This window comes from Burkholderia sp. SCN-KJ (assembly GCF_024656005.1).
Classification (GTDB): Bacteria; Pseudomonadota; Gammaproteobacteria; order Burkholderiales; family Burkholderiaceae; genus Burkholderia.
The window spans coordinates 1-22,696 of sequence record NZ_JANKOG010000013.1 but is presented as its reverse complement, the minus strand read 5'-3'; the positions used below and the strand labels follow the sequence as shown (position 1 = coordinate 22,696).

The window sequence follows — 22,696 nt, the reverse complement described above, 5'->3', positions numbered from 1 at the left end:
TACGCCACTCCGTCATGCGCCTGCTCGGAATCGACCTCGGCACCGGCTCCGTCAAACTCGTCACGCTCGATGCCGATGGCGTCGAGCGCGCGGTGGCGAGCGAACCCTATGCGTTGTCGGCGCCGCAGCCCGGCTGGGCCGAAATCGCGCCCGACGTGTGGTGGCAGGCGCTCGTGCGCGCTGCCGCGCGGCTGCCGGTCGGCGAGCGCGCGCAGGTCGCCGCGATCGGCTTCTCCGGCCAGATGCATGGCGTCGTGCTGATCGACGCGGCCGGACAGCCGGTGCGGCCCGCGCTGTTGTGGCCCGATACGCGCGCGGTGCGCGAAGCGGACGCGGCGGATTGGCCGGGCGCCGGCTTGCCCGTCCAACCGAATCCCGTCGCGCCCGGCATGGCGGGCCCGCTGTTGCGCTGGCTGGCCGCACACGAACCGCAGGCGCTGCGGGCCGCACGCTGGGCCGTGCAGCCGAAGGACTGGCTGCGCGTCGCGCTGGGCGGCGAGGTCGCGGCCGATCCGAGCGATGCGTGCGCGACCGCGCTCGCGACACCGGACGGCGCATGGGATACGACGCTGATCGAGTCGCTGGGCCTGCCGCTCGACCGGTTCGCGCCGGTGCGGGCGTCGGGCGCGCGCTGCGGCGTGCTCGGTGCGAAGGCCGCGGCGGCACTCGGGCTGCCGGCCGGCGTGCCGCTGGCGACGGGGGCGGCCGATACCGCGTGCGCGGCGCTCGGCAGCGGGCTCGTCGCGGCCGGCGACGCGCTGCTGACCACCGGCAGCGGCGGCCAGATCGTCGTGCTCGCGGATGCGCTGCCGCGCGCGCGGCGCGGGCTGCACCGCTATCGCGCGGCAGCCGGCGACGGTTATTACACGATGGCCGCGATGCAGAACGTCGGGCTCGCGCTCGAAGCCGTGCGCGGCTGGCTCGGCTATCCGGGCTGGGCGGATGCGTACGACGACGCGTTCGCGCAGCCGGCGTCCGAGCGGCTCTGCTTCCTGCCGTACCTGACGGGCGAGCGCTCGCCGTGGATGAATCCCGATGCGCGCGGCGGCTGGCTCGGGCTCGGGCTCGGCGACACGCGCGGCGCGATGATGCGCGCCGCCTTCGAAGGTGTCGCGTTCGCGCTGCGCGCGGGGCTCGATGCGATCCGCGCTGCGAACTCGGCCGATCCGGTGACGACGCTGCGCCTCGCCGGCGGCGGCTCGGTCGATCCGCGCTGGCGCCAGTTGCTCGCGGATGCGCTCGGCGCGTCGCTGGACGCGGTCGATTGCCCGAACGCCGCGACGCGCGGTGCCGCGCTGCTCGCCGGCGTCGCGATCGGACACTGGCGCGACGACGCGCTGCGCACACTGGCGCCGGCTGCGTCGCCCGTCGCCGCGCCGCGCGACGATCGCGCGCTGGCCGCCCGCCATGCGCGTTTCATCGATCTGTATGCGCGAACGGATGCGTGGTTCACGAGCGGCGTTTAAACTCGGGCACTTGTCCCGGATTGTCCTGTTGCGACAGCGGTGACGCCTCGCGGCAAGCCGGCGACCGTTTCCCGCGCGCGATGGGCGGCGGGATCGGGGATCATGCCGGGCGCGATACGGTTTACCCGTGTCGCGCGGCACGGCTCGACCTGATCACGCACGCGCTGCCGCGCGAGATGCTCGACGACGGCGTCGACCCGATGAAGAAGGGCGAATCGATTCGCCCGATCGTGCTGTATTGAACGGAAGGGAACCCCATGCTCGAACTCGTTTCTTCGCATGCTTGCCACGGTGGCGAGCAACGCTTCTATCGCCACGATTCGAAGGCGATCGGCCTGCCGATGAAGTTCTCGGTGTACCTGCCGCCGCAGGCGGCGCACGGCCGCGTGCCGGCGCTGTTCTATCTCGCGGGGCTCACGTGCACCGAGGAGACGTTCGCGATCAAGGGCGGCGCGCAGCAGTACGCGGCGCAACACGGCCTCGCGCTCGTGATGCCCGACACGAGCCCGCGCGGCGCGGGTGTGGCGGGCGAGTCCGAGGCGTGGGATTTCGGCGTTGGTGCGGGCTTCTATGTCGACGCGACGCAAGCGCCGTGGTCGACGCATTACCGGATGGAGTCGTACGTGACGGGCGAGCTGCGCGAACTCGTCGCGGCCGAGCTGCCGATCGACGGCGCGCGGCTCGGGATCTTCGGCCACTCGATGGGCGGGCACGGCGCGCTGACGCTCGCGCTGCGTCACCCCGACCTGTACCGGTCGGTGTCGGCGTTCGCGCCGATCGCCGCGCCGACGCGCTGCCCGTGGGGCGAGAAGGCGTTCTCGGGTTATCTGGGTGCTGACCGCGAAGCGTGGAAACAGCACGACGCAAGCGAGCTCGTCGCGCGCGCGGATGCGCCGAAGTTCGCGGACGGCATCCTCGTCGACCAGGGCCTCGCCGACCAGTTCCTCGCGAACCAGCTGAACCCCGACGTGTTCGAAGCGGCGTGCGCGAAGGCCGGCCAGCCGCTGACGCTGCGCCGACATGCGGGCTACGACCACGGTTATTACTTCATCTCGACGTTCATCGCCGATCACGTCGCGCATCATGCGCGGGTGCTGGCACGTTAGTGCGATAAACCGGCCGCGCCATCCGGCATCAGCGAGTGGCGCGGCGCTTCCACCTTCGCAGCATGCACAAGGCGAGCCAGGTCACCGGTATCACGACCGCAAGCGCTATCAGCAAATGCACGACGACGACGAGATCATCGCCCGACTCGCCGTCCCAGAACCCGGGAACATGCGTGACGAGCCAAGCCCACGCGCGCTCGGATATCGGCAGTGCGAACGACTCGTGAGTGAGGCACAGCCGTGCAAGCGACACGGATGCCACGAGTACCCAAGCGGTCACCGCGGCTCGGTACGCGACTCGCTTCATTTGACTGTAATCGTGCCGTACGCACGCACGGAGGAGCCGGGGATCGGAACCGGCTTTCGCGCGGCAGACGACTCATGTCCTGATCGTTCAGTTCGAATGTGCATTTGAGCATGGCAGGTATGGCTCAGCCTGAGTGGAGGCTGAAAATACTGACATGCTCAATGCGGTATGCACTATCTGACCGGTACGAAAATAGCGGGCGCGCCGACACACGCCGTTGCGCGGCTTGTCGAGCGCCCGCTGAACGTCATGTGCGTCGCCGCAACAGGCTCGCCCCATACACGAGCGCGGACAGCGCGGTGATCCAGAAACTCGTCGGCCAGTCCGTGTGATACGCAAGCGCGATCCCGGCCCACGCTTCGAACAGCGCGAACAGCGCGGCGAGCAGCACGCCGGTCGACAGCCGCGTCGACACGTTCTGCGCGGCCGCGGCCGGCCCGACCAGCAGCGTGAACACGAGCAGCACGCCGACGATCTGCGTCGCCGCGGCCACCGCGAGCGCGCACACCGCGAGGAACAGCATCGACACCGTGCGCAGCGACACGCCCTTGGCTTCGGCCAGCTCGGGCTGCAGCGACGCGAACAGCAGCGGCCGCGCGATCAGCGCGAGCGCGACGAGGCTCACCGCGCCGATGCCGGCCAGCACCGCGAGCGTATCGTGGCTGACCGCGAGCACGTTGCCGAACAGCAGCGCGGTGACCTGCGTCGCGAACGACGTGTAGAAATGCAGGAACAGCAGCCCGAAGCCGAGCGCGCCCGACAGGATTACGCCGATCGCGACGTCGCGGCCCGCGAGCCGTTCGCCGAGCGCGCCCATCCCGATCCCGGCCGCGAGCGTGAAGCCGACCATCCCCCAGATCGGCGAGATGCCGAGCAGCACCGCGCCGGTCGCGCCGGTGAAGCCGACGTGCGACAGCGCGTGGCCGGCGAAGGTTTGTCCGCGCAGCACCAGGAAGTAGCCGACGATGCCCGCGAGCACCGCGACGATCCCCGACGCGGCGAACGCGTTGATCATGAAGTCGTATTCAAACATCGTGCGAATGCCCGGGATGAGCGTGTCCGTGGTGGTGGTGACCGTGATCGTGACCGCCGCCGCCGTGCGAGTGGCCGTCGTCGTCCTCGTGTTCGTGATCGTGCTTCTCGATTTCGACGTCGCCCGACATCACGAAGATCCTGCCGTTCACGCGCATCACGTCGATCGGCGAGCCGTACAGGCGCGACAGCACGGGTTTCGTGATCACCTCGTCGACGGTGCCGAGCGCCGCGACGCCGTTGCCGAGATACAGCACGCGGTCGAGCGCGTTCAGCAGCGGATTCAGTTCGTGCGCGGAAAACAGCACGGTGATGCCGAGCTCGCGCTGGACGTTGCGCACGAGTTCGACGACGCCGCGCTGGTGGTTCGGATCGAGGCTGATCAGCGGCTCGTCGAGCAGCAGCAGCTTCGGGCTGCCGAGCAGGCACTGCGCGAGCAGCAGGCGCTGCCGCTCGCCGCCCGACAGTTCCGACAGCGGCCGGCGCGCGAGCGTCGGGCCGCCGACGAGGTCGAGCACGCGGTCGACGTCGCGCCGCGTCGCGGCGTTCGTATGCGGCAGCCCCCAGCGGTGGCCGTCGGCGGCCATCGCGACGAAGTCGTAGCCGCGCATCCGGCGATTCGCGAGGCCGCTCCGGATCTGCGGCATGTAGCCGATCGACGCGTTGCCGCGCACGACCGGCACGCCGCCGACCGACAGCGTGCCGCCCGTGACGGGCACGAGGCCGAGCACCGCGCGCATCAGCGTCGTCTTGCCCGCGCCGTTCGGCCCGAGCACGCCGACGAATTCGCCGGGTTCGATCGAGAAGCTGACGTCGCGCAGGATCGTGCGTCCGCCCAGTTCGAGCGTGACGCGATCGAGTGCGAGTGCGTGGGGAGTGGCGGTCATGTCGTAGCGTGATTCATTTCTTGCCGGCGGAAAGCGCGGCCGCGAGCGCGTCGAGCTGGCCGGCCATCCATTGCTGGAAGGTCTTGCCGGCCGGCTGCGTCTCGGTGACGCTGACGCTCGGCACGCCGCCGTCGCGCGCGACCTTCAGCAGGCGCTTGGTCATCGGCGCTTCGGCCTGGCTGTTGTAGATCAGCACGCGCACCTGCTTCTTGCGCAGGTCGTTCTCGAACGCGGCGACGTCCTGCGCGCTGGCTTCGGTGTCGTTCATCGTCGCGAGCTGGAAGCGCTGGTTGCGCATGTCGAGGCCGATCGCATCCGACATGTAGCCGAACACCGGCTCGGTGGCCGTCACCGGCACGCCCTTGTACTGCGCGCGCAGCGCGGCGACCTTGTCGTCGATCGGCTTCAGCGACGCGACGAACTTCTGCAGGTTCGCGTCGTAGTCGGCCTTGTTCGCCGGGTCGGCCCGGCCGAGCTCGGCCGCGATCGCGCGCGCCGCGGCCGGCATGGTCGCCGGGTCGTACCACAGGTGCGGGTTGTCGCCGGCCTTCTTGCCGACGAGATCCGCGACGACGATCGTCGCGCGCTTCGCCTGCTTTGATGCGGACAGCAGCTTGGCCATCCACGGATCGTAGTTCGCCCCGTTGTAGATCACGACCTGCGCGTGCTGCAGCGCGCGCGCGGTCTTCGGGCTCGCTTCGAACAGGTGCGGATCCTGGTCGGGACTGCTGAGGATGCTGGTTACCGCGACATGGCGGCCGCCGATTTGCGACGCGACGTCGCCATAGAAATTCTCGGCGGCGACCACGTTGACGGTCGCGGCCTGCGCGAACGCGGGCGCCGCGATCGACAGCGCGGCAGCAGCAGCGGCCAGCAGGCGGGCAAGCGGCAAGGCGCGCCGCGGCGCGCGCTTCAGGGCAATGGACATGAAACTCCTCGTTGGAAGGGGCGGCGGGTGCGCCGCGCGGTGCGGTGTCAGCGTTGCGCGGGCTTGCCCTTGCAGTGCCCGCACAGGCCGTTCAGCTCGACGACCTGGTGGTGGACTTCGAACCCGTGCGCGGGCTCGCTCGCGGACAACTGTTTCGCGAGGTCGCTGCCCGGGATCTCGACGGTCTCGCCGCACGAATCGCAGATCAGGAACTGGCCTTCGTGCGGCACGCCGATCTCGCAGCACGCGAAGAATGCGTTCTTCGATTCGATCCGATGGATGAAGCCGTGCTCGACGAGGAAATCCAGCGCGCGATAGACGGTCGTGGGCGGCACGCGGCCGCGTTGCGGCTCGAGCTCGGCGAGCAGGTCGTACGCGCCGATCGGGCGCTGCGCGGCCAGCACGCGTTCGTAGACCTGGCGGCGCAGCGGCGTCCACGCGAGCCCGTGCTCGGCGGCGAATGCGTCGGCCCGGGACAGCCGGGCGTCGATGGGCGATGAGGTGGCCATGGCGTGAAGCAGGCAATGAAACGAAGTATCGCGATGATATAACGTATCTCCATGCCGTGCAGCCCGAATTCCTGCCGATGCACGCGCTCCGTCCCCTTCATCGCCATTTCAGCCGCGCCGCACCCAGCCCGCCGCGCCTTGCCGGGCGCGGGTCGCCGGCCGGCGCACGGCGCGGCCGTGCCGCAGCGCATCATCGAAAGCCGCCGCGTCGCCTTGACAGCATGAATCGCGTATCCGATCATTCGATCAACAACAGAGCAATTGATCGGCTCGCGAGCGTTCGCTCACCTCGCGGCCTTCGTGCAGCAGAACGAACCGGAGACAACCAGTGAGACTGGCAGACAAGGTCGCGATCCTGACGGGCGCGGCAAGCGGCATCGGCGAAGCGGTCGCGCAACGCTATCTGGACGAGGGCGCGCGCTGCGTGCTGGTCGACGTGAAGCCGCCGAGCGGCTCGCTCGCGCGGCTGATCGAGGACAATCCCGGCCGGGCGGTGGCCGTCACCGCGGACGTCACGCGCCGTGACGACATCGCGCGCATCCTCGCGACCGCGGTCGAGCGCTTCGGCGGCGTCGACATCCTGTTCAACAACGCGGCGCTGTTCGACATGCGCCCGCTCCTCGACGAATCCTGGGACGTGTTCGACCGGCTGTTCGCGGTCAACGTGAAAGGGCTGTTCTTCCTGATGCAGGCGGTCGCGCAGCGGATGGTCGAGCAGGGCCGCGGCGGCAAGATCGTCAACATGTCGTCGCAGGCGGGGCGTCGCGGCGAGGCACTCGTTTCGCACTACTGCGCGACCAAGGCCGCGGTGATCAGCTATACGCAGTCGGCCGCGCTCGCGCTCGCGCCGCACCGGATCAACGTTAACGGCATCGCGCCGGGCGTGGTCGACACGCCGATGTGGGAGCAGGTCGATGCGCTGTTCGCGCGCTACGAGAACCGGCCGCTCGGCGAGAAGAAGCGGCTCGTCGGCGTTGCCGTGCCGCTCGGGCGGATGGGCGTGCCGGGCGACCTGACGGGCGCCGCGCTGTTCCTCGCGTCGGCCGACGCCGACTACATCACCGCCCAGACGCTGAACGTCGACGGCGGCAACTGGATGAGCTGAAGTGGCGCCGCTCGCACGCTTACCCCTGGCGTTCGTGCCGCGCGCGGCCGCCGCCGCACGAGGACACGCATGATGGCGGAGATCGTGGTCGCCGGCGAACTGCTGGCCGAATTCGTCGCCGCCGAGCGCGGCCAGGGCTTCGACATGCCGGGCCTGTTCGCGGGCCCGTACCCGAGCGGCGCGCCGGCGATCTTCGCCGACCAGGCCGCGCGGCTCGGCGTGCGCGTCGCGTATGCGGGCTGCGTCGGCCGCGACGCGTTCGGCGACGCGATCGTCGCGCGGCTCGAGCGCGATGGCGTCGACGTCGCGCGCATCCGCCGCGTCGCACGTCCGACCGGCACCGCGTTCGTCGCGTATCGCGACGACGGTTCGCGCAGCTTCGTGTTCAGCCTGTCGACCAGCGCAGCCGCGTGCGTCGACGCATCCGATGTCGATACATCGATGTTCGACGGCTGCCGCTACTTCCACGTGATGGGCTCGTCGCTGACGAGCGAATCGGCGATCGCGGCGGTCCAGCGCGGCGTGATCGAGGCGGCGCGCGCCGGCGCGAAGGTGTCGTTCGACCCGAACGTGCGGCCCGAGATGCTGAGCTTCCGCCCGATGCGCGCGGCGCTCGACACGCTGCTCGCCGCGTGTCACCTGTTCCTGCCGAGCGAGGCCGACCTGCCGTTCTTCTGCGGGCCGCAGCCGGCCGAGCGCGCGATCGCCGGGCTGCTCGCGACGCATCCGCTGCTCGAACGCGTCGTGCTCAAGCGCGGCGCGGCCGGCAGCGTCGCGTTCGACCGTGCGAGCCGCGTCGACGCGCCGGCTTATCCCGTCGACGAACGCGATCCGACCGGCGCCGGCGACTGCTTCGGCGGCACGCTGGTCGCGAGTCTCGTCGCCGGCCTGCCGATCGAGCTCGCATTGCGCCGCGCGAACGCGGCCGGCGCGATCGCGGTCACGCGGCGCGGCCCGATGGAGGGCAACAGCAGCGCGGCCGAGATCGACCGCTTCCTGACCGAACGAGGTGTCGCATGCCCGGCCTGACGTCCACTGCCGAACGCCCGCGCAGCGCGCACGCCGGCGCCGTGCTGCGGATGATCTTCGACGCGAACCGCGCGCAGGCGCAGCGCGGCATCTATTCGGTCTGCAGCGCGCACCGGCTCGTGCTGGAGGCCGCGTGCGAGGCCGCGCGCGCGGACGGCTCGCCGCTCCTGATCGAGGCGACCTGCAACCAGGTGAACCATCTCGGCGGCTATACGGGCATGACGCCCGCCGATTTCCGGCGCGACGTCGATGCGATCGCGCAGCGCTGCGGGCTCGCGCCGTCGGCGCTGGTGCTCGGCGGCGACCATCTGGGACCGAACCCATGGCGGCACCGCCGCGCGGCCGACGCGATGCGCGAAGCGGCGGCGATGGTCGCCGCGTATGTCGAAGCCGGGTTCGAGAAGATCCACCTCGATGCGAGCATGGCGTGCGCGGACGATCCGGCGCGGCTCGACGACCGGACGATCGCCGCGCGCGCGGCCGGGCTGTGCCGCGCGGCCGAAGACGCGGCGGCGCGCGCCGGCGTCGCGCCCGTCTACGTGATCGGCACCGAGGTGCCGACGCCGGGCGGCGAGGTGGCCGGCGACGCAGCCGGCGATGCGATCGCGCGGATCGCGGTCACGCGCAGCGACAGCATCGCCGCGACGCTCGACGCGCATCGCAGCGCATTCGCGGCGGCCGGGCTCGACGACGCATGGACGCGCGTGGTCGCGATCGTCGCGCAGCCGGGCGTCGATTTCGACGATCGCCACGTGCTCGACTACGACAGCGCGAAGGCCGCATCGCTCGGTGCAAGCATCCTGCGCACGCCGCGCCTCGTGTTCGAAGCGCATTCGACCGACTACCAGACCGAAGGCGCGCTCGCCGCGCTCGTGCGCGACCACTTCGCGGTGCTGAAGGTCGGCCCCGCGCTGACCTTCGCGCTGCGCGAGGCGCTGTTCGCGCTCACCTTCATCGAGGACGCGCTGATCGGCGACCGCGCGCAGCGCTCGCAGCTGCGCGACGTGGTCGACGCCGCGATGCGCGCGCAGCCCGAGCACTGGGCGCCGTACTACCGCGGCGACGAAACCGAGCAGCGGCTCGCGCGCCAGTTCAGCTACAGCGACCGGATCCGCTACTACTGGCTGCAGCCGGCCGTCGCGGCGGCGGTCGAGCAGTTGTTCGACAACCTCGCGCGGCAGCCGGTGCCCGAAACGCTCGTCGCGCAGTGGCTGCCGGACGTGTACGCGGCGTGCCGCGCGGGCGGCCTCGCGAAGGAGCCGCGCGCATGGGTGCGCCACCGGATACGCGACGTGATCGCGCACTATGCGCGCGCGTGCGGGATGCAGCGGCCGGCGTGACGGGCCGCGAAGGAAGTGCAGCAACGCGACACACGCAATACGCAATACGCAACACCGACGACAGTTCGAACAATCACAGGAGACATGCCATGCAACGAAAGATGCTCGATGCCGCCGCACGCTGCTTCGCCGGAGCCGCGCTCGCGACGGCCGCGTGCGCGGCGTCCGCCGGCACGCTGACGATCGCGACGCTGAACAACCCGGACATGATCGAGTTGAAGAAGCTGTCGCCGGCGTTCGAGAAGGCGAACCCTGACATCAAGCTGAACTGGGTGATCCTCGAGGAGAACGTGCTGCGCCAGCGCGCGACCACCGACATCACGACCGGCAGCGGCCAGTTCGACGTGATGGCGATCGGCACCTACGAGACGCCGCAGTGGGGCAAGCGCGGCTGGCTCGCGCCGATCACGGGGCTGCCCGCCGACTACGACCTGAACGACATCGTGAAGACCGCGCGCGACAGCCTGTCGTACAACGGCCAGCTGTATGCGCTGCCGTTCTACGTCGAGAGCTCGATGACGTTCTACCGCAAGGACCTGTTCGCGGCGAAGGGGCTCAAGATGCCCGACCAGCCGACCTACGACCAGATCGCCGAGTTCGCGGACAAGCTCACCGACAAGGCGAAGGGAACCTACGGGATCTGCCTGCGCGGCAAGGCCGGCTGGGGCGAGAACATGGCGTTCGTGTCGACGGTCGTGAACACGTTCGGCGGGCGCTGGTTCGACGAGAACTGGAACGCGCAGCTCACGTCGCCGGAATGGAAGAAGGCGATCGGCTTCTACGTGAACCTGCTGAAGAAAGACGGCCCGCCGGGGGCGAGCTCGAACGGCTTCAACGAAAACCTGACCCTGACCGCGTCGGGCAAGTGCGCGATGTGGATCGACGCGACGGTCGCGGCCGGGATGCTCTATAACAAACAGCAGTCGCAGGTCGCCGACAAGATCGGCTTCGCCGCCGCGCCGGTCGCCGCCACGCCGAAGGGCTCGCACTGGCTGTGGGCGTGGGCGCTGGCCGTGCCGAAGACGTCGAAGCAACAGGACGCCGCGCGCAAGTTCATCGCGTGGGCGACGTCGAAGCAGTACATCGAGATGGTCGGCAAGGACGAAGGCTGGGCGTCGGTGCCGCCGGGCACCCGCACGTCGACCTACCAGCGCGCCGAGTACAAGGCCGCCGCGCCGTTCTCGGATTTCGTGCTGAAGGCGATCGAGACGGCCGACCCGAACGATCCGTCGCTGAAGAAGGTGCCGTACACGGGCGTGCAGTACGTCGGGATTCCTGAATTCCAGTCGTTCGGCACGGTGGTCGGGCAGGCGATCGCGGGTGCGGTGGCCGGGCAGATGACGGTCGACCAGGCGCTCGCCGCCGGGCAGGCGGCGGCCGACCGTGCGGTCCGGCAGGCCGGCTACAAGAAGTAACGCGGCTGGCACCGTGCGCGCTGCCGCGCACGGTGCGCGTCGCCGATGCAGAAAGGCGGGCCGGCCGTTCGTGCCCGCGTCTCAACCGGAGGGACTCCGATCATGCGTCATTTGCGTCTTCCCCTGAGCCATGCGTCGCCGGTCGGCGACGCGTCGTCGCCGCCGGGCGCGCCGCGCCGGGCGCGCGGCGGCGCCAGCTGGCTCGTGTCGCCGTCCGTCGCGGTGCTGCTGCTGTGGATGTCGATCCCGCTCGCGATGACGATCTGGTATTCGTTCTCGCGCTACAACCTGCTGAACCCGGACGTGAAGGGCTTCGCCGGGCTCGACAACTACCGCTTCCTCGCGACCGATCCGTCGTTCCTGCCCGCGATCTGGCACACGCTCGTGCTGATCGGCGCGGTGCTCGCGATCACCGTGGTCGGCGGCGTGCTGATGGCCGTGCTGTTCGACCGCAAGTTCTACGGGCAGGGCGTGGCCCGCCTGCTCGCGATCGCGCCGTTCTTCGTGATGCCGACGGTCGCCGCGCTGATCTGGAAGAACATGATCCTGCATCCGGTGTACGGGCTCGTCGCGAACGCGATGCGCGCGCTCGGGATGACGCCGGTCGACTGGTTCGCCGATTACCCGCTCACCGCCGTGATCATCATCGTCGCGTGGCAGTGGCTGCCGTTCGCATTCCTGATCCTGTTCACCGCGATCCAGTCGCTCGACCAGGAGCAGAAGGAAGCCGCGCGCATCGACGGCGCGGGCCCGATCGCGATGTTCTTCTACATCACGCTACCGCACCTGAAGCGCGCGATCGCCGTGGTCGTGATGATGGAGACGATCTTCCTGCTGTCGATCTTCGCGGAGATCTACACGACGACGGGCGGCGGCCCCGGCGATGCGACGACCAACCTGTCGTACCTGATCTATGCGCTCGGCCTGCAGCAGTTCGACGTCGGCCTCGCATCCGCGGGCGGGATCATCGCCGTCGTGGTCGCGAACGTCGTGTCGTTCTTCCTGGTGCGGATGCTCGCGCGCAACCTGAAGGGAGAGTACGAGAAATGAGCGACCTGACTTTGGAAGGCCGGCGCGCGCCGGCTGCATTCGACCTCGTGCGGCGCGCGCTGCCCGGCGCATTCGCATGGCTGCTCGCGCTGCTGCTGTTCTTCCCGATCTTCTGGATGGCGATCACCGCGTTCAAGACCGAGCAGCAGGCGTACGCGTCGACGCTGTTCTTCATGCCGACGCTCGACAGCTTCCGCGAGGTGTTCGCGCGCAGCAACTACTTCGCGTTCGCGTGGAACTCGGTGCTGATCTCGGCGGGCGTCACGGCGATCTCGCTGCTGCTCGCGGTGCCGGCGGCCTACGCGATGGCGTTCTTCCCGAACCACCGCACGCAGAAGGTGCTGCTGTGGATGCTGTCGACCAAGATGATGCCGTCGGTCGGCGTGCTCGTGCCGATCTACCTGCTGTGGAAGAACGCGGGGCTGCTCGATACCGTGTCGGGCCTCGTGATCGTGTACACGCTGATCAACCTGCCGATCGCGGTGTGGATGACCTTCACGTACTTCAACGAGATCCCGAAGGACATCCTCGAAGCGGGGCGCATCGACGGCGCGTCGACGTGGCAGGAGATCGTCTACCTGCTGATGCCGATGGCGCTGCCGGGGCTCGCGTCCACCGCGCTGCTGCTCGTGATCCTGTCGTGGAACGAGGCGTTCTGGAGCATCAACCTGTCGAGCTCGAACGCCGCGCCGCTGACCGTGTTCATCGCGTCGTACTCGAGCCCCGAGGGGCTGTTCTGGGCGAAGCTGTCCGCGGCTTCCCTGCTCGCGGTCGCGCCGATCCTGATCGTCGGCTGGCTGTCGCAGAAGCAGCTCGTGCGCGGGCTCACGTTCGGGGCGGTCAAATGAGGGCTACCGGCGAAGGTGCTACCGGCGAAGGCGCGTTCGGTCACGGGATGAACGTGCTGATCTGCGACTGCGACGGCGTGCTGATCGACAGCGAGGCCGTCGCCGCCGACGTGATCGTGCGCGAGCTCGATGCGCGCTGGCCGGGTGTCGACGCGCGGCCGGCGGTGATGCCGCTGCTCGGGCTGCGCATCGAGCGCGTGCTGGCCGGCGCGGGCGAGGCCGTCGGCCGCACGCTGTCGGCCGGCGACGTCGACGCGATCCGCCGCGCGGTCGAGGCGGCGGCCGTCAACGCGCCGATGGTCGACGGCATCGACAAGGCCCTCGCGGCGCTCAACCTGACGACCGCGTGCGCGAGCAACAGCTACCGCGCGTACGTCGAGGCGGCGCTCGCGCGCACCGGCCTCGCGCGCTTCTTCGGCGACCGGCTGTTCTGCGCGGACGCCGTGGCGAGGCCGAAGCCGGCGCCCGACGTGTATCTCGCGGCCGCGCGTGCGCTCGGCGCGGTGCCCGCGCAATGCCTCGTCGTCGAGGACAGCGTGACCGGCATCACCGCGGCCGCCGCGGCCGGCATGACCGTGCTCGGCTTCGTCGGCGGCGGGCATGCGTCGGCCGCGCAGATCGACGCGCTGCGCGGGATCGGCGCGCGTCACGTATTCGACGACATGCACGAGCTGCCCGGCTACGTCGCGCGCTGGCAGGCGACCGGCGCGGTGCTGCCGGGCTAGCAACCAGGAACGAATGCGCGCCGCTTTCAACGCGGCGCATCACGAACGAACGGAGACAGACCATGGCAAGCGTGCTCCTGCGCAACATCGCGAAGCGCTACGACGACACCGAAGTGCTGCGCAACGTGAACCTCGACATCGCCGACGGCGAATTCGTCGTGTTCGTCGGGCCGAGCGGCTGCGGCAAATCCACGCTGATGCGGATGATCGCCGGGCTCGAGGACATCTCGAGCGGCGAACTGCTGATCGACGGCGCGAAGGTCAACGACGTGCCGAGCGCGAAGCGCGGCATCGCGATGGTGTTCCAGTCGTATGCGCTGTACCCGCACATGACGCTGTACGACAACATGGCGTTCGGCCTGAAGCTCGCCGGCGCGAAGAAGCCCGAGATCGACCAGGCGGTGAAGCAGGCCGCGAAGATCCTGCACATCGACCACCTGCTCGACCGCAAGCCGAAGCAGCTGTCGGGCGGCCAGCGGCAGCGCGTCGCGATCGGCCGCGCGATCACGCGCAAGCCGAAGGTGTTCCTGTTCGACGAGCCGTTGTCGAACCTCGATGCGGCGCTGCGCGTGAAGATGCGGCTGGAATTCGCGCGGCTGCACGACGAGCTGAAGACCACGATGATCTACGTGACGCACGACCAGGTCGAGGCGATGACGCTCGCCGACAAGATCGTCGTGCTGTCGGGCGGCGCGGTGCAGCAGGTTGGCACGCCGAACGCGCTGTACCACGCGCCGGCCAACCAGTTCGTCGCGGGCTTCATCGGCTCGCCGAAGATGAACTTCCTGAAAGGCACCGTCGAGTCGGTCGACGCGGCCGGCGTGCTGGTGCGTTTCGGCAGCGGCGAGACGCAGCGCGTCGCGGTCGAGGCGGCCGGGCTGCTGCGCGGCGCGGCGGTGACCGTCGGCGTGCGGCCCGAGCATCTGATGGTGGGGCAGGCGGAGACCGGCGTGGCCGCGCGGACGATGGCCGTCGAATCGCTCGGCGATGCCGCGTACCTGTATGCGGAGTCGGCCGTCGCGCCGGACGGGCTGATCGCGCGGATTCCGCCGCTCGATACGTACCGCACCGGCGAGGCGCTGCACGTGCATGCGCAGGCCGAGCACTGCCACCTGTTCGACGAGCACGGCCAGGCGTTCCGGCGCTTGAGCGCGCACGCGAAGGCGGCGTGAGGGCGCGCGCCGGTCAGAGCCGCAGATGCTCGGCCATGTAATCGACGAAGGCGCGCAGTTTCGGCGTCGGATGGCGGCCTGACGGCCACAGGACGTAGATCGGCGTGCAGCTCGCGACGTGTTCGTCGAGCACCGCGCGCAGCGTGCCGTCGTCGAGTGCGTCGCGCACGAAAAACTCGGGCAGGCACGCGATGCCGAGCCCGCGCAGCGTGAAGCACAGGCGCGCTTCCGCGCTGTTGCTGACCATCGCGACCGGCACCTCGGGCGGCGTACTCGCGTGCGGCACGCGCAGCGGCCAGGTCTCGAGCTTGCCGCTGCTCGGGAAGCGGTAGTGCAGGCAGCGATGCTGCGCGAGATCGGCCGGCGTGCGCGGCGTGCCGTGCCGCGCGAGATAGTCGGGCGCCGCGACGAGGTGCTGGCGGAAATGGCGCAGCAGCCGCGACGACAGCCGCGAATCCGTCGGCTGGCCGGTGCGCAGCACCGCGTCGAAGCCTTCCTCGACGACGTCGACGAGGCGGTCGCTGAAATCGATGTCGAGTTCGATCTCCGGATACGCGGCCATGAAATCGGCGAGCAGCGGCAGCAGCAGCGTGCCGATCGTCGGCAGGCTCACGCGCAGGCGCCCGCGCGGCGCCTCGGCGCTGTGCGTCAGTTCCTGCTCGGCCGCGTCGATCTCGGCGATCACGCGCCGGCACCGTTCCAGGAAGCGCGTGCCTTCCGCAGTCAGCGTGATGCTGCGCGTGCTGCGGTGAAAGAGCCTTACGTTCAGCCGTGCCTCGAGCCGCGCGATGCGCTTGCCGATCGCCGACGCCGACAGCCCGAGCGCGCGGCCGGCCGCGACGAAACTGCGCGTTTCCGCGACCTGGACGAACACGACGAAGCCGCCAAGATTTTCCATGCTGGTTCCCGATTGCGGACATCGATGTCCGGAGTGTCCGGAACTCTAACCCGGTTTTTCTTCGCGCGCCGGCTCCCTACGATGGGCGTTCCTTCACTGTTCGAGGTCACGCCATGTCATCCCTGCCTGTCACCGCCCACCGCGCCGAACCGGACGCCGACGCCGCGCTGCCCGAGCGCCTCGACGCCGCGCTCGATCGCGCGCTGGCCGATGCGCGCGTGGTCGGCGCGGTCGTGCTGGTCGCCCGCCACGGCCAGCTTCGCTATGCGCGCGCGGCCGGTCTGGCCGATCGCGAGGCCGGCACGCCGATGCGCGAGGACGCGCTGTTCCGGCTCGCGTCGGTATCGAAGCCGATCGTGACGGCCGCCGCGATGCGGCTGGTCGCGGCGGGGCGCATCGGGCTCGACGAGCCGGTCGCGCGCTGGTTGCCCGCGTTCCGGCCGACGCTGCCCGACGGCACGCCGGCCGACATCACGTTGCGTCATCTGCTTTCGCATACGGCCGGGCTCGGCTACCGCTTCCTCGAAGCCGACGCCGACGGCCCGTATGCGCGTGCCGGCGTGTCCGACGGGATGGACCGCGCGGACCTGTCGCTCGCGGAGAACGTGCGGCGCATCGCCGGCGTGCCGCTGCGGTTCGCGCCCGGCACGTCGTGGGACTACTCGCTCGCGACCGACGTGGTCGGCGCGCTGATCGAGGCGGTCGACGGCCGGCCGCTCGCCGAAGCCGTGGCCGCGCTCGTCACGACGCCGCTCGGGATGACCGACACCGCGTTCTTCTCTCACGACGCCGCGCGCTTCGCGACGCCGTACGTCAGCACGCCGGGCGCGCCGCGCCGGATGGCCGACGACGATCTCGCGCCGGTGTACGACGGCACGGTCGGCATCCGCTTCGCGCCGGTGCGCGCGTTCGACGCGGCCGCGTGGCCGTCGGGCGGCGCGGGTATGGTGGGCACCGCGCGCGACTGCATGACGCTGCTCGATGCGTTGCGCACCGGCCGCGACGGCTGGCTCGCGCGCCGCTGGATCGACGAGATGGCGCGCGTGCAGCCGGGCGCGCACGACCTGCCGGACGCGCCGGGATTCGGTTTCGGGCTCGGTTTTTCGGTGCTGCGCGATCCGGCGGCCGCGCAGTCGCCGGAGTCGGTCGGCACGTGGCGCTGGGGCGGTGCGTACGGGCATGCGTGGTTCGTCGACCGCGCGGCCGGGCTGACGGTCGTCGCGCTGACCAATACGTTGTACGAAGGGATGCACGGGCGTGTCGTCACCGACGTGCGCGACGCGGTGTATGGCGTCGACGACCGGAGCGCGGCATGAGCGAGTGCGTATCCGTACCCGACCGCGCTTCCGACCGTGCTTCCGACCGCGTCGCCGACCCTGCGTCCGGTCTGTCCGCACCGGTGCGCGAACGCCTGCCGGTCGCGAACCTGCTGGCGCTCGCCACCGCCGGGTTCATCACGATCCTCACCGAAGCGTTGCCGGCCGGCTTGCTCCCGTTGATGAGCATCGACCTGCGCGTGACCGAGGCGCTGATCGGCCAGCTCGTGACCGTCTACGCGCTCGGCTCGATCGTCGCGGCGATCCCGCTCGTCGCCGCGACGCGCGCGATGCGCAGGCGCCGGCTGCTGCTCGCGGCGCTTGCCGGGTTCGTCGTGTCGAATGCGTTGACGGCCGCGTCGCCGTATTACGCGCTCACGCTCGCCGCGCGCTTCGTCGCGGGCATGTCGGCCGGGCTGTTGTGGGCGCTCTTGGCCGGCTATGCGAGCCGGATGGTCGACGCATCGCTGCGCGGCCGGGCGATCGCGGTCGCGATGCTCGGCGCGCCGGTCGCAATGTCGATCGGCATCCCGGCCGGCACCGCGCTCGGCGCGATGTTCGGCTGGCGCATCGCGTTCGCGGGCATCACGGTCGCGGCGCTCGCGCTGATCGGCTGGATCCGGATGCGCGTGCCCGACTATCCGGGGCAGCCCGCCGGCGTCCGCGAGCCGGTGCTCGGCGTGATCGCACTGCCCGGCGTGCGGCCGGTGCTGGTCGTGATGTTCGCCTATGTGCTCGCGCACAACATGCTGTACACGTACGTCGCGCCGTTCCTTGCCGGCGTGCGAATGGGCGCGCAGGTCGATGCGGTGCTGTTCGTGTTCGGTATCGCGTCGCTGGTCGGCATCGCGCTGACGGGCGCATGGATCGGCGCCGCGCAGCGGCGGCTGACGCTCGCGAGCATCGCGCTGTTCGCGCTTGCGGCGGCGATGCTCGGTGCCGGGTCCGGGATGACGATCGTTTATGCGGGTGTCGCGCTGTGGGGGCTCGCGTTCGGCGGCGCGCCGACGCTGTTCCAGACGGCCACCGCGAACGCGGCGGGCGATGCGGCCGACGTCGCGCAGTCGATGCTCGTGACGGTGTGGAACCTCGCGATCGCGGGCGGCGGCATCGCGGGCGGGATGCTGCTCGGCGCGACGGGCGCGGGCGCGATTCCGTGGGTGCTGGTCGCGCTGCTGGCGGCGGCGTGGCTCGGCGCATGGCGCGCGCGCCGGCATGCGTTTCCGGCGCCGCGCGCGGCCGCGTGAGCGTACGGCGGCGTCAGGCCGCCTTCGCGTCGAGCGCCGCGCGCGCGCAGGTCTCGTCGGTGACGAGCCCCGACAGCCAGCCGCCGCGCAGCGCGGCGATCACCGCGTCGCGCTTCTTCGGGCCGCCCGCGAACGCGATCGTCGGGCGCTTCGGCGGCGCGTCGAGCGCGACGCTCGTCACGCGCGCGCTCGTCGACACGTCGACGAGCCGGCCCTGCGCATCGATCGGCACACCGAGCAGTTCGGCCACCGCGCCGAGCGCGGTCATCTCGTCGCGTTCCTGTTCGGTGATGAAGCCGTCCTCGTAGAGCGGGCAGTGCGGGCCGATGTTGCCGATCCCGACGAACGCGACGTCGGCCTGCGCCGACAGCGCGTCGACGATCCGGTACAGCCGGTGATTGCACCATTGCGCGCGCTCGGCGTCGCTGTCGGCGAACAGCGGCGCGGGCAGCAGGAAGTGCTTGCCGCCGGTCTTCTCGGAGATGTACTGCGCGACGTCGTAGCGGTTCGACGAGCCGTCGGCCGCGATCGCGCCGACCATCGACACGAGCCGGTGCTGCGGCCGCTCGATCTGCGCGATCTGCGCGACCGCCGCCTTCAGCGTCCGGCCGCTGCTGACGGCGATCACCATCGGGCGCGTCTCGTTCAGGTAGCGCTCCATCACCTGCGCGCCGGCGACCGCGAGCTTGCGGTCGATCGCTTCGGGCGCATCGGCATCGACGGGCACGACTTCGCACATCGTGAGCCCGTAGCGTTTCGACAGCTGCGCGCCGAGCTCGAGGCAGTCGGCGAGCTGGTGATCGACGCGCACGCGGATCAGGTTCTTCTCGACCGCGAACGCGACGAGGCGCTGCGCGACCGGGCGCGACACCTGCAGCTTCTCGGCGATTTCGTTCTGCGTGTCGCCCGCGACGTAGTAGAGCCACGCGGCACGCGTGGCGAGATCGAGTTTTTCTGAGGACTTGGACACGATAGCGGTTCGGTTCGGATCTGGGGGGCCGCCCGCGGACCGGCCGTCGGGCGGCGCAACGGCATCCACTGTAACGCATGCGGGGCGCGCGGCCGACGGCCCCCTGCGTCGCCGCTTACGCGAGCCGCGCGCGCGACGGTTCGTAAAGCGGGCGCACGTGGCGATACAGCGCGCGGAACGCGTCGAGGCGCTCGCGCAGCAGCGCATGACGCGCGGCGTCGGGTACGTATTCGGCGCGCACCGGCGGCTTCGTCAGCACGACTTGCGGATCGCCGCCGACGGCGAGCCAGCCCAGCCGCGCGGCGCCGAGTGCCGCACCCGTTTCGCCGCCGCCGTGCTGGCAGGTGCGCACGTCCAGCGCGTCGGCGATCAGCTGCGCCCAGAACGCGCTGCGCGCGCCGCCGCCGATCAGCGACAGCCGGTCGGTTTCGACGCCGGCCGCGTGCAGCGCGTCGAGGCCGTCCGCGAGGCCGAGCGTCACGCCTTCGAGCACCGCGTAGCCGAGATGCGCGCGCTCGGTCGCATGCGTCATCCCGAAGAACACGCCCTGCGCATACGGATCGTTGTGCGGCGTGCGTTCGCCGGACAGGTAGGGTAGGAACAGCGGCGCCGTCGCGAGCGCGTCCGCGTCGAGCGCCGCGATTTCGGCGAGCAGCGCCGGCTCGTCGGTGCCGGTCAGCTTGCAGACCCAGCGCAGGCAGCTCGCGGCCGACAGCACGACGCTCATCAGTTGCCAGCGATCGGGAATCGCATGGCAGAACGCGTGCACGGCCGACGCCGGATTCGGCATGAAGCGGTCGCCGACCACGCTCAGCACGCCCGACGTGCCGAGCGACACGAAGCCGTCGCCCGCGTGGATCGCGCCGATGCCGAGCGCGCTCGTCGCGTTGTCGCCGCCGCCGCCCGCCACCACGACGGCCTCCGACAGCCCGAGTTCGCGCGCGACGTCGGCGCGCAGCGTGCCGGACGGCGCATTGCCTTCGACGATGCGCGGCATCTGGGCGCGCGTCATGTCGCACGCGGCGAGCAGCGCATCGGACCAGTCGCGGCGCGCGACGTCGAGCCACAACGTGCCGGCCGCGTCGGACGGATCGGACACCTTCGCGCCGGTGAGCCGGAAGCGCAGGTAGTCCTTCGGCATCAGCACGCAGGCCGTTGCGGCGAACACGTCGGGCTCGTGCTTCGCGACCCACAGCAGTTTCGGCGCGGTGAAGCCGGGCATCGCGAGGTTGCCGGCCAGCGCGTGGAGATCGGGCGCGCGTTCGGTGAGCAGCGCACATTCGTCGGCGCTGCGCATGTCGTTCCACAGGATCGCGGGGCGCAGCACGCGGTCGTCGCGGCCGAGCAGCACCGCGCCGTGCATCTGGCCCGACAGGCCGATTCCGCGCACCTGCGCGAAGGCCTGCGGATGCCGTTCGCGCAGCGCCGCGAGCGCGGCGAGCGTGCCTTGCCACCAGTCGTCCGGATGCTGTTCCGCCCAGCGCGGGTGCGGCCGCGACACGCTGAACGGCGTGCCGGCGGTGCCGACCACGGTGCCGTCCGGAGCAAGCAGCAGCACCTTCACTTCCGAGGTGCCGAGGTCGATGCCGAGATACATGAGCGATCCGTTCCGTCAGTGAGGAGCCGCTACTTTAGCCGCACGCACGCGCGCCTGCCAACGCAGGTTCGCCCGGATGCGCGGCCGCTCGCGGGCGGCCGGCTGCGAGGCCGCGGGCCGCCGCGCGTCAGCGCTGCGCGAGCCACGCGTCGACGCGTGCGAGCCCGGCGCGCAGCGCGTCGAACAACGCCGCGTTGCCGGCGAGCGAGCCCCACAGCGCGCGGCTCGCGCACAACGCGACGACCGGGTCGTCGGCCTCGACGATCGCCCGCGCGGCGCCGTCGTCCATCACGCCGTCCTGGTACGCATACGGCAGCAAGCCGCGCGCCCAGCGTTCGAGAAAGCGCAGGAACAGCGCCGGCAGCACGGCGGTGGCGACCGGCGCCGCGCCGCGTGCGAGCGATTCGGCGAGCGTCGGCGCGATGAAGCCGGGGATCTTCGAGAAGCCGTCGGCCGCGACGCGCTGGTTCGTGTCCAGCACGTACGGATTGCCGAACCGTTCGAGCACGACGTCGCGGTAGCGCCCGAGATCGAGCGGGCTCGGGCTGAGACACGGGATCACGTCCTGCGTCACGTAGTCGTGCGCGAAGCGGCGGATCGCCGCGTCGTGCGTGCCTTCATGGATGTACGTGTGGCCCGCGAGCGTGCCGGCCCACGCGATGCAGCTGTGCGTCGCGTTGAGGATGCGGATCTTCGCTTCCTCGTACGGATGCACGTCGTCGACGAGTTCCGCGCCGGCCAGCTCCCAGCGCGGCCGGCCCGCCGCGAAGCGGTCCTCGATCACCCACTGGATGAACGACTCGCCCATCACCGGACACGCGTCGTCGACGCCGGTTGCCGCGCGCACCCGTTCGCGCACGTCGGCGGTCGGGCGCGGCGTGATGCGGTCGACCATCGCGCTCGGCGTCGCGACGTGCGCATCGAACCACGCGAGCAGATCGGTCTCGCCGCGCCGCTCGAGGAATTCGCGCATGCCCGCGCGAAAGCGCGCGCCGTTGTTGCGCAGGTTGTCGCAGCTCTGCAGCGTGAGCGGGCCCGCGCCGCGTTTCGCGCGTTCGGCGAGCAGCGCCGCGAGCGCGCCGTACAGCGTCGTGCGCGCGCCTTGCAGGTCGGCCGCGAGATCGGCGTTCGCGAGGTCGAGCCGGTTGTGTTCGTCGAGGTAGTAGCCGCCTTCGGTGACGGTGAACGACACGATCCGGCATGCCGGGTCGGCGCCGGCGTCGATCAGCGCGGCGAGATCGATCGACCACGGCAGCACGCGCGAGATCGCGCGGACCGTCTCGTACGCGCGCTCGCCCTGCGGCGTGACGGTCTCGAGCGTGTAGGCGCCGTGCTGCGCGGCGAGCGCGTCCATCGTCGCGCGCATGTCGTCGCGGATGTTGCCGACGGTCAGCGACCAGCGTTCGTCGGCCGGCACGGCCGCGTTCACGCGGTGCAGATACCACGCCTGGTGCGCGCGGTGGAACGAGCCTGCGCCGATGTGCAGCAGCACGGGCGCGTGGGCGGAGGGCGATTCGCTCATCCGGTGTCTCCTGTTCGTGCCAGTCTTTCCTGTCGAATACGATCATTTGCTCGTTGTGTGAGCGAATGATCGTATTCGGGCGGGCGAAAGTCAAGGCGCGGACGCGGCATTTCGATGGTGCGCTGCGGCGGGGCGTGGGCGGGGTGGAAGCGGGGGCGGAAGGCGGAAGGCGGAAAGGCGGAAGGCGGAAGGCGGAAAGGCGGAAAGGGGGGAAGGCGGGAAGGCGG

General features: G+C 70.6%; 22 protein-coding genes. 13 read left to right on the top strand and 9 right to left on the bottom strand.

Annotated elements, in window-relative coordinates; genetic code table 11:
• Positions 1-14 precede the first annotated feature (14 nt).
• From NQV17_RS21380 to fghA, 3 genes are all read left to right on the top strand, one after another.
• Positions 15-1,466 (top strand): xylulokinase, encoded by a 1,452-nt coding sequence (locus NQV17_RS21380; RefSeq protein WP_257773784.1) that lies wholly within the window; start codon positions 15-17, stop codon positions 1,464-1,466.
• An 80-nt stretch (positions 1,467-1,546) separates the two neighbouring features.
• Positions 1,547-1,708: a hypothetical protein gene (locus NQV17_RS21375; protein ID WP_257773783.1), complete on the top strand. Its 162-nt coding sequence runs from the start codon at positions 1,547-1,549 to the stop codon at positions 1,706-1,708.
• A gap of 15 nt (positions 1,709-1,723) precedes the next feature.
• Positions 1,724-2,572: an S-formylglutathione hydrolase gene (fghA, locus tag NQV17_RS21370; RefSeq protein ID WP_257773782.1), complete on the top strand. Its 849-nt coding sequence runs from the start codon at positions 1,724-1,726 to the stop codon at positions 2,570-2,572.
• Positions 2,573-2,600: 28 nt separating this feature from the next.
• On the opposite strand, the gene NQV17_RS21365 is transcribed toward fghA, so the two are convergent.
• The 5 genes from NQV17_RS21365 to NQV17_RS21345 form a co-directional block, all read right to left on the bottom strand.
• A complete protein-coding gene (locus NQV17_RS21365; protein ID WP_257773781.1) occupies positions 2,601-2,879 on the bottom strand; it encodes a hypothetical protein in 279 nt (92 codons plus the stop codon).
• 247 nt (positions 2,880-3,126) lie between these two features.
• Positions 3,127-3,912, bottom strand: a complete 786-nt coding sequence (locus tag NQV17_RS21360; protein ID WP_044844479.1) for a metal ABC transporter permease — start codon at positions 3,910-3,912, stop codon at positions 3,127-3,129.
• Positions 3,905-4,798, bottom strand: coding sequence for an ABC transporter ATP-binding protein (locus tag NQV17_RS21355; protein ID WP_044844478.1), 894 nt, complete (start codon positions 4,796-4,798; stop codon positions 3,905-3,907). The genes NQV17_RS21360 and NQV17_RS21355 overlap by 8 nt, the downstream gene beginning before the upstream one ends.
• Before the next feature lie 13 nt (positions 4,799-4,811).
• The gene (locus tag NQV17_RS21350) at positions 4,812-5,726 is read right to left on the bottom strand and encodes a metal ABC transporter solute-binding protein, Zn/Mn family (protein ID WP_124666041.1); all 915 of its coding nucleotides are present in this window, start codon (positions 5,724-5,726) and stop codon (positions 4,812-4,814) included.
• A gap of 47 nt (positions 5,727-5,773) precedes the next feature.
• Positions 5,774-6,235: a Fur family transcriptional regulator gene (locus NQV17_RS21345; protein WP_014896195.1), complete on the bottom strand. Its 462-nt coding sequence runs from the start codon at positions 6,233-6,235 to the stop codon at positions 5,774-5,776.
• A gap of 328 nt (positions 6,236-6,563) precedes the next feature.
• Here NQV17_RS21345 and NQV17_RS21340 point away from each other — a divergent pair, with 328 nt between their 5' ends.
• From NQV17_RS21340 to NQV17_RS21305, 8 genes are all read left to right on the top strand, one after another.
• Entirely contained in the window at positions 6,564-7,340 is a 777-nt protein-coding gene (locus tag NQV17_RS21340; RefSeq protein ID WP_257773780.1) for an L-iditol 2-dehydrogenase, read from the top strand.
• Positions 7,341-7,412: 72 nt separating this feature from the next.
• Positions 7,413-8,369: a sugar kinase gene (locus NQV17_RS21335; RefSeq protein ID WP_257773903.1), complete on the top strand. Its 957-nt coding sequence runs from the start codon at positions 7,413-7,415 to the stop codon at positions 8,367-8,369.
• Complete coding sequence (locus NQV17_RS21330) at positions 8,357-9,709, top strand: D-tagatose-bisphosphate aldolase, class II, non-catalytic subunit (protein WP_257773779.1); 1,353 nt, start codon at positions 8,357-8,359, stop codon at positions 9,707-9,709. Before NQV17_RS21335 ends, NQV17_RS21330 begins: the two co-directional genes overlap by 13 nt.
• Positions 9,710-9,798: 89 nt before the next feature.
• Positions 9,799-11,124 (top strand): sugar ABC transporter substrate-binding protein, encoded by a 1,326-nt coding sequence (locus NQV17_RS21325; RefSeq protein ID WP_257773778.1) that lies wholly within the window; start codon positions 9,799-9,801, stop codon positions 11,122-11,124.
• Positions 11,125-11,226: 102 nt separating this feature from the next.
• The gene (locus NQV17_RS21320) at positions 11,227-12,174 is read left to right on the top strand and encodes a carbohydrate ABC transporter permease (RefSeq protein ID WP_257773777.1); all 948 of its coding nucleotides are present in this window, start codon (positions 11,227-11,229) and stop codon (positions 12,172-12,174) included.
• Positions 12,171-13,022, top strand: a complete 852-nt coding sequence (locus tag NQV17_RS21315) for a carbohydrate ABC transporter permease (protein ID WP_257773776.1) — start codon at positions 12,171-12,173, stop codon at positions 13,020-13,022. Before NQV17_RS21320 ends, NQV17_RS21315 begins: the two co-directional genes overlap by 4 nt.
• A complete protein-coding gene (locus NQV17_RS21310; RefSeq protein ID WP_257773775.1) occupies positions 13,019-13,747 on the top strand; it encodes an HAD family phosphatase in 729 nt (242 codons plus the stop codon). Before NQV17_RS21315 ends, NQV17_RS21310 begins: the two co-directional genes overlap by 4 nt.
• 62 nt (positions 13,748-13,809) lie before the next feature.
• Positions 13,810-14,919 carry an ABC transporter ATP-binding protein gene (locus NQV17_RS21305; protein WP_257773774.1) on the top strand — a complete coding sequence of 370 codons (1,110 nt, stop codon included), beginning with the start codon at positions 13,810-13,812 and terminating at the stop codon, positions 14,917-14,919.
• Positions 14,920-14,932: 13 nt separating this feature from the next.
• On the opposite strand, the gene NQV17_RS21300 is transcribed toward NQV17_RS21305, so the two are convergent.
• Positions 14,933-15,817, bottom strand: coding sequence for a LysR family transcriptional regulator (locus NQV17_RS21300; RefSeq protein ID WP_257773773.1), 885 nt, complete (start codon positions 15,815-15,817; stop codon positions 14,933-14,935).
• A gap of 113 nt (positions 15,818-15,930) precedes the next feature.
• On the opposite strand from NQV17_RS21300, the gene NQV17_RS21295 reads away from it, so the two are divergent.
• Together NQV17_RS21295 and NQV17_RS21290 are read left to right on the top strand one after the other, a co-directional pair.
• Complete coding sequence (locus NQV17_RS21295) at positions 15,931-17,133, top strand: serine hydrolase (protein ID WP_257773772.1); 1,203 nt, start codon at positions 15,931-15,933, stop codon at positions 17,131-17,133.
• Positions 17,130-18,380: an MFS transporter gene (locus NQV17_RS21290; RefSeq protein ID WP_257773771.1), complete on the top strand. Its 1,251-nt coding sequence runs from the start codon at positions 17,130-17,132 to the stop codon at positions 18,378-18,380. The genes NQV17_RS21295 and NQV17_RS21290 overlap by 4 nt, the downstream gene beginning before the upstream one ends.
• A gap of 13 nt (positions 18,381-18,393) precedes the next feature.
• Here NQV17_RS21290 and NQV17_RS21285 read toward each other — a convergent pair whose 3' ends face one another.
• From NQV17_RS21285 to dalD, 3 genes are all read right to left on the bottom strand, one after another.
• Positions 18,394-19,350: a sugar-binding transcriptional regulator gene (locus NQV17_RS21285; protein ID WP_257773770.1), complete on the bottom strand. Its 957-nt coding sequence runs from the start codon at positions 19,348-19,350 to the stop codon at positions 18,394-18,396.
• Positions 19,351-19,465: 115 nt separating this feature from the next.
• The gene (gene xylB, locus NQV17_RS21280; RefSeq protein ID WP_044844465.1) at positions 19,466-20,947 is read right to left on the bottom strand and encodes a xylulokinase; all 1,482 of its coding nucleotides are present in this window, start codon (positions 20,945-20,947) and stop codon (positions 19,466-19,468) included.
• Between the two features lie 127 nt (positions 20,948-21,074).
• Complete coding sequence (gene dalD, locus NQV17_RS21275) at positions 21,075-22,469, bottom strand: D-arabinitol 4-dehydrogenase (protein WP_257773769.1); 1,395 nt, start codon at positions 22,467-22,469, stop codon at positions 21,075-21,077.
• Between the last annotated feature and the right edge of the window lie 227 nt (positions 22,470-22,696).

Excerpts from the sequence above, each read along its gene's own strand:
- fghA (WP_257773782.1), top strand. The coding sequence starts at position 1,724 with ATGCTCGAACTCGTTTCTTCGCATGCTTGCCACGGTGGCGAGCAACGC.
- NQV17_RS21295 (WP_257773772.1), top strand. The coding sequence starts at position 15,931 with ATGTCATCCCTGCCTGTCACCGCCCACCGCGCCGAACCGGACGCCGAC.
- NQV17_RS21290 (WP_257773771.1), top strand. The coding sequence starts at position 17,130 with ATGAGCGAGTGCGTATCCGTACCCGACCGCGCTTCCGACCGTGCTTCC.
- NQV17_RS21345 (WP_014896195.1), bottom strand. The coding sequence starts at position 6,235 with ATGGCCACCTCATCGCCCATCGACGCCCGGCTGTCCCGGGCCGACGCA.
- xylB (WP_044844465.1), bottom strand. The coding sequence starts at position 20,947 with ATGTATCTCGGCATCGACCTCGGCACCTCGGAAGTGAAGGTGCTGCTG.
- NQV17_RS21330 (WP_257773779.1), top strand. The coding sequence starts at position 8,357 with ATGCCCGGCCTGACGTCCACTGCCGAACGCCCGCGCAGCGCGCACGCC.
- NQV17_RS21310 (WP_257773775.1), top strand. The coding sequence starts at position 13,019 with ATGAGGGCTACCGGCGAAGGTGCTACCGGCGAAGGCGCGTTCGGTCAC.
- NQV17_RS21380 (WP_257773784.1), top strand. The coding sequence starts at position 15 with ATGCGCCTGCTCGGAATCGACCTCGGCACCGGCTCCGTCAAACTCGTC.
- NQV17_RS21335 (WP_257773903.1), top strand. The coding sequence starts at position 7,413 with ATGGCGGAGATCGTGGTCGCCGGCGAACTGCTGGCCGAATTCGTCGCC.
- NQV17_RS21350 (WP_124666041.1), bottom strand. The coding sequence starts at position 5,726 with ATGTCCATTGCCCTGAAGCGCGCGCCGCGGCGCGCCTTGCCGCTTGCC.
- NQV17_RS21315 (WP_257773776.1), top strand. The coding sequence starts at position 12,171 with ATGAGCGACCTGACTTTGGAAGGCCGGCGCGCGCCGGCTGCATTCGAC.
- NQV17_RS21365 (WP_257773781.1), bottom strand. The coding sequence starts at position 2,879 with ATGAAGCGAGTCGCGTACCGAGCCGCGGTGACCGCTTGGGTACTCGTG.
- dalD (WP_257773769.1), bottom strand. The coding sequence starts at position 22,469 with ATGAGCGAATCGCCCTCCGCCCACGCGCCCGTGCTGCTGCACATCGGC.
- NQV17_RS21320 (WP_257773777.1), top strand. The coding sequence starts at position 11,227 with ATGCGTCATTTGCGTCTTCCCCTGAGCCATGCGTCGCCGGTCGGCGAC.
- NQV17_RS21305 (WP_257773774.1), top strand. The coding sequence starts at position 13,810 with ATGGCAAGCGTGCTCCTGCGCAACATCGCGAAGCGCTACGACGACACC.
- NQV17_RS21300 (WP_257773773.1), bottom strand. The coding sequence starts at position 15,817 with ATGGAAAATCTTGGCGGCTTCGTCGTGTTCGTCCAGGTCGCGGAAACG.
- NQV17_RS21360 (WP_044844479.1), bottom strand. The coding sequence starts at position 3,912 with ATGTTTGAATACGACTTCATGATCAACGCGTTCGCCGCGTCGGGGATC.
- NQV17_RS21375 (WP_257773783.1), top strand. The coding sequence starts at position 1,547 with ATGGGCGGCGGGATCGGGGATCATGCCGGGCGCGATACGGTTTACCCG.
- NQV17_RS21355 (WP_044844478.1), bottom strand. The coding sequence starts at position 4,798 with ATGACCGCCACTCCCCACGCACTCGCACTCGATCGCGTCACGCTCGAA.
- NQV17_RS21325 (WP_257773778.1), top strand. The coding sequence starts at position 9,799 with ATGCAACGAAAGATGCTCGATGCCGCCGCACGCTGCTTCGCCGGAGCC.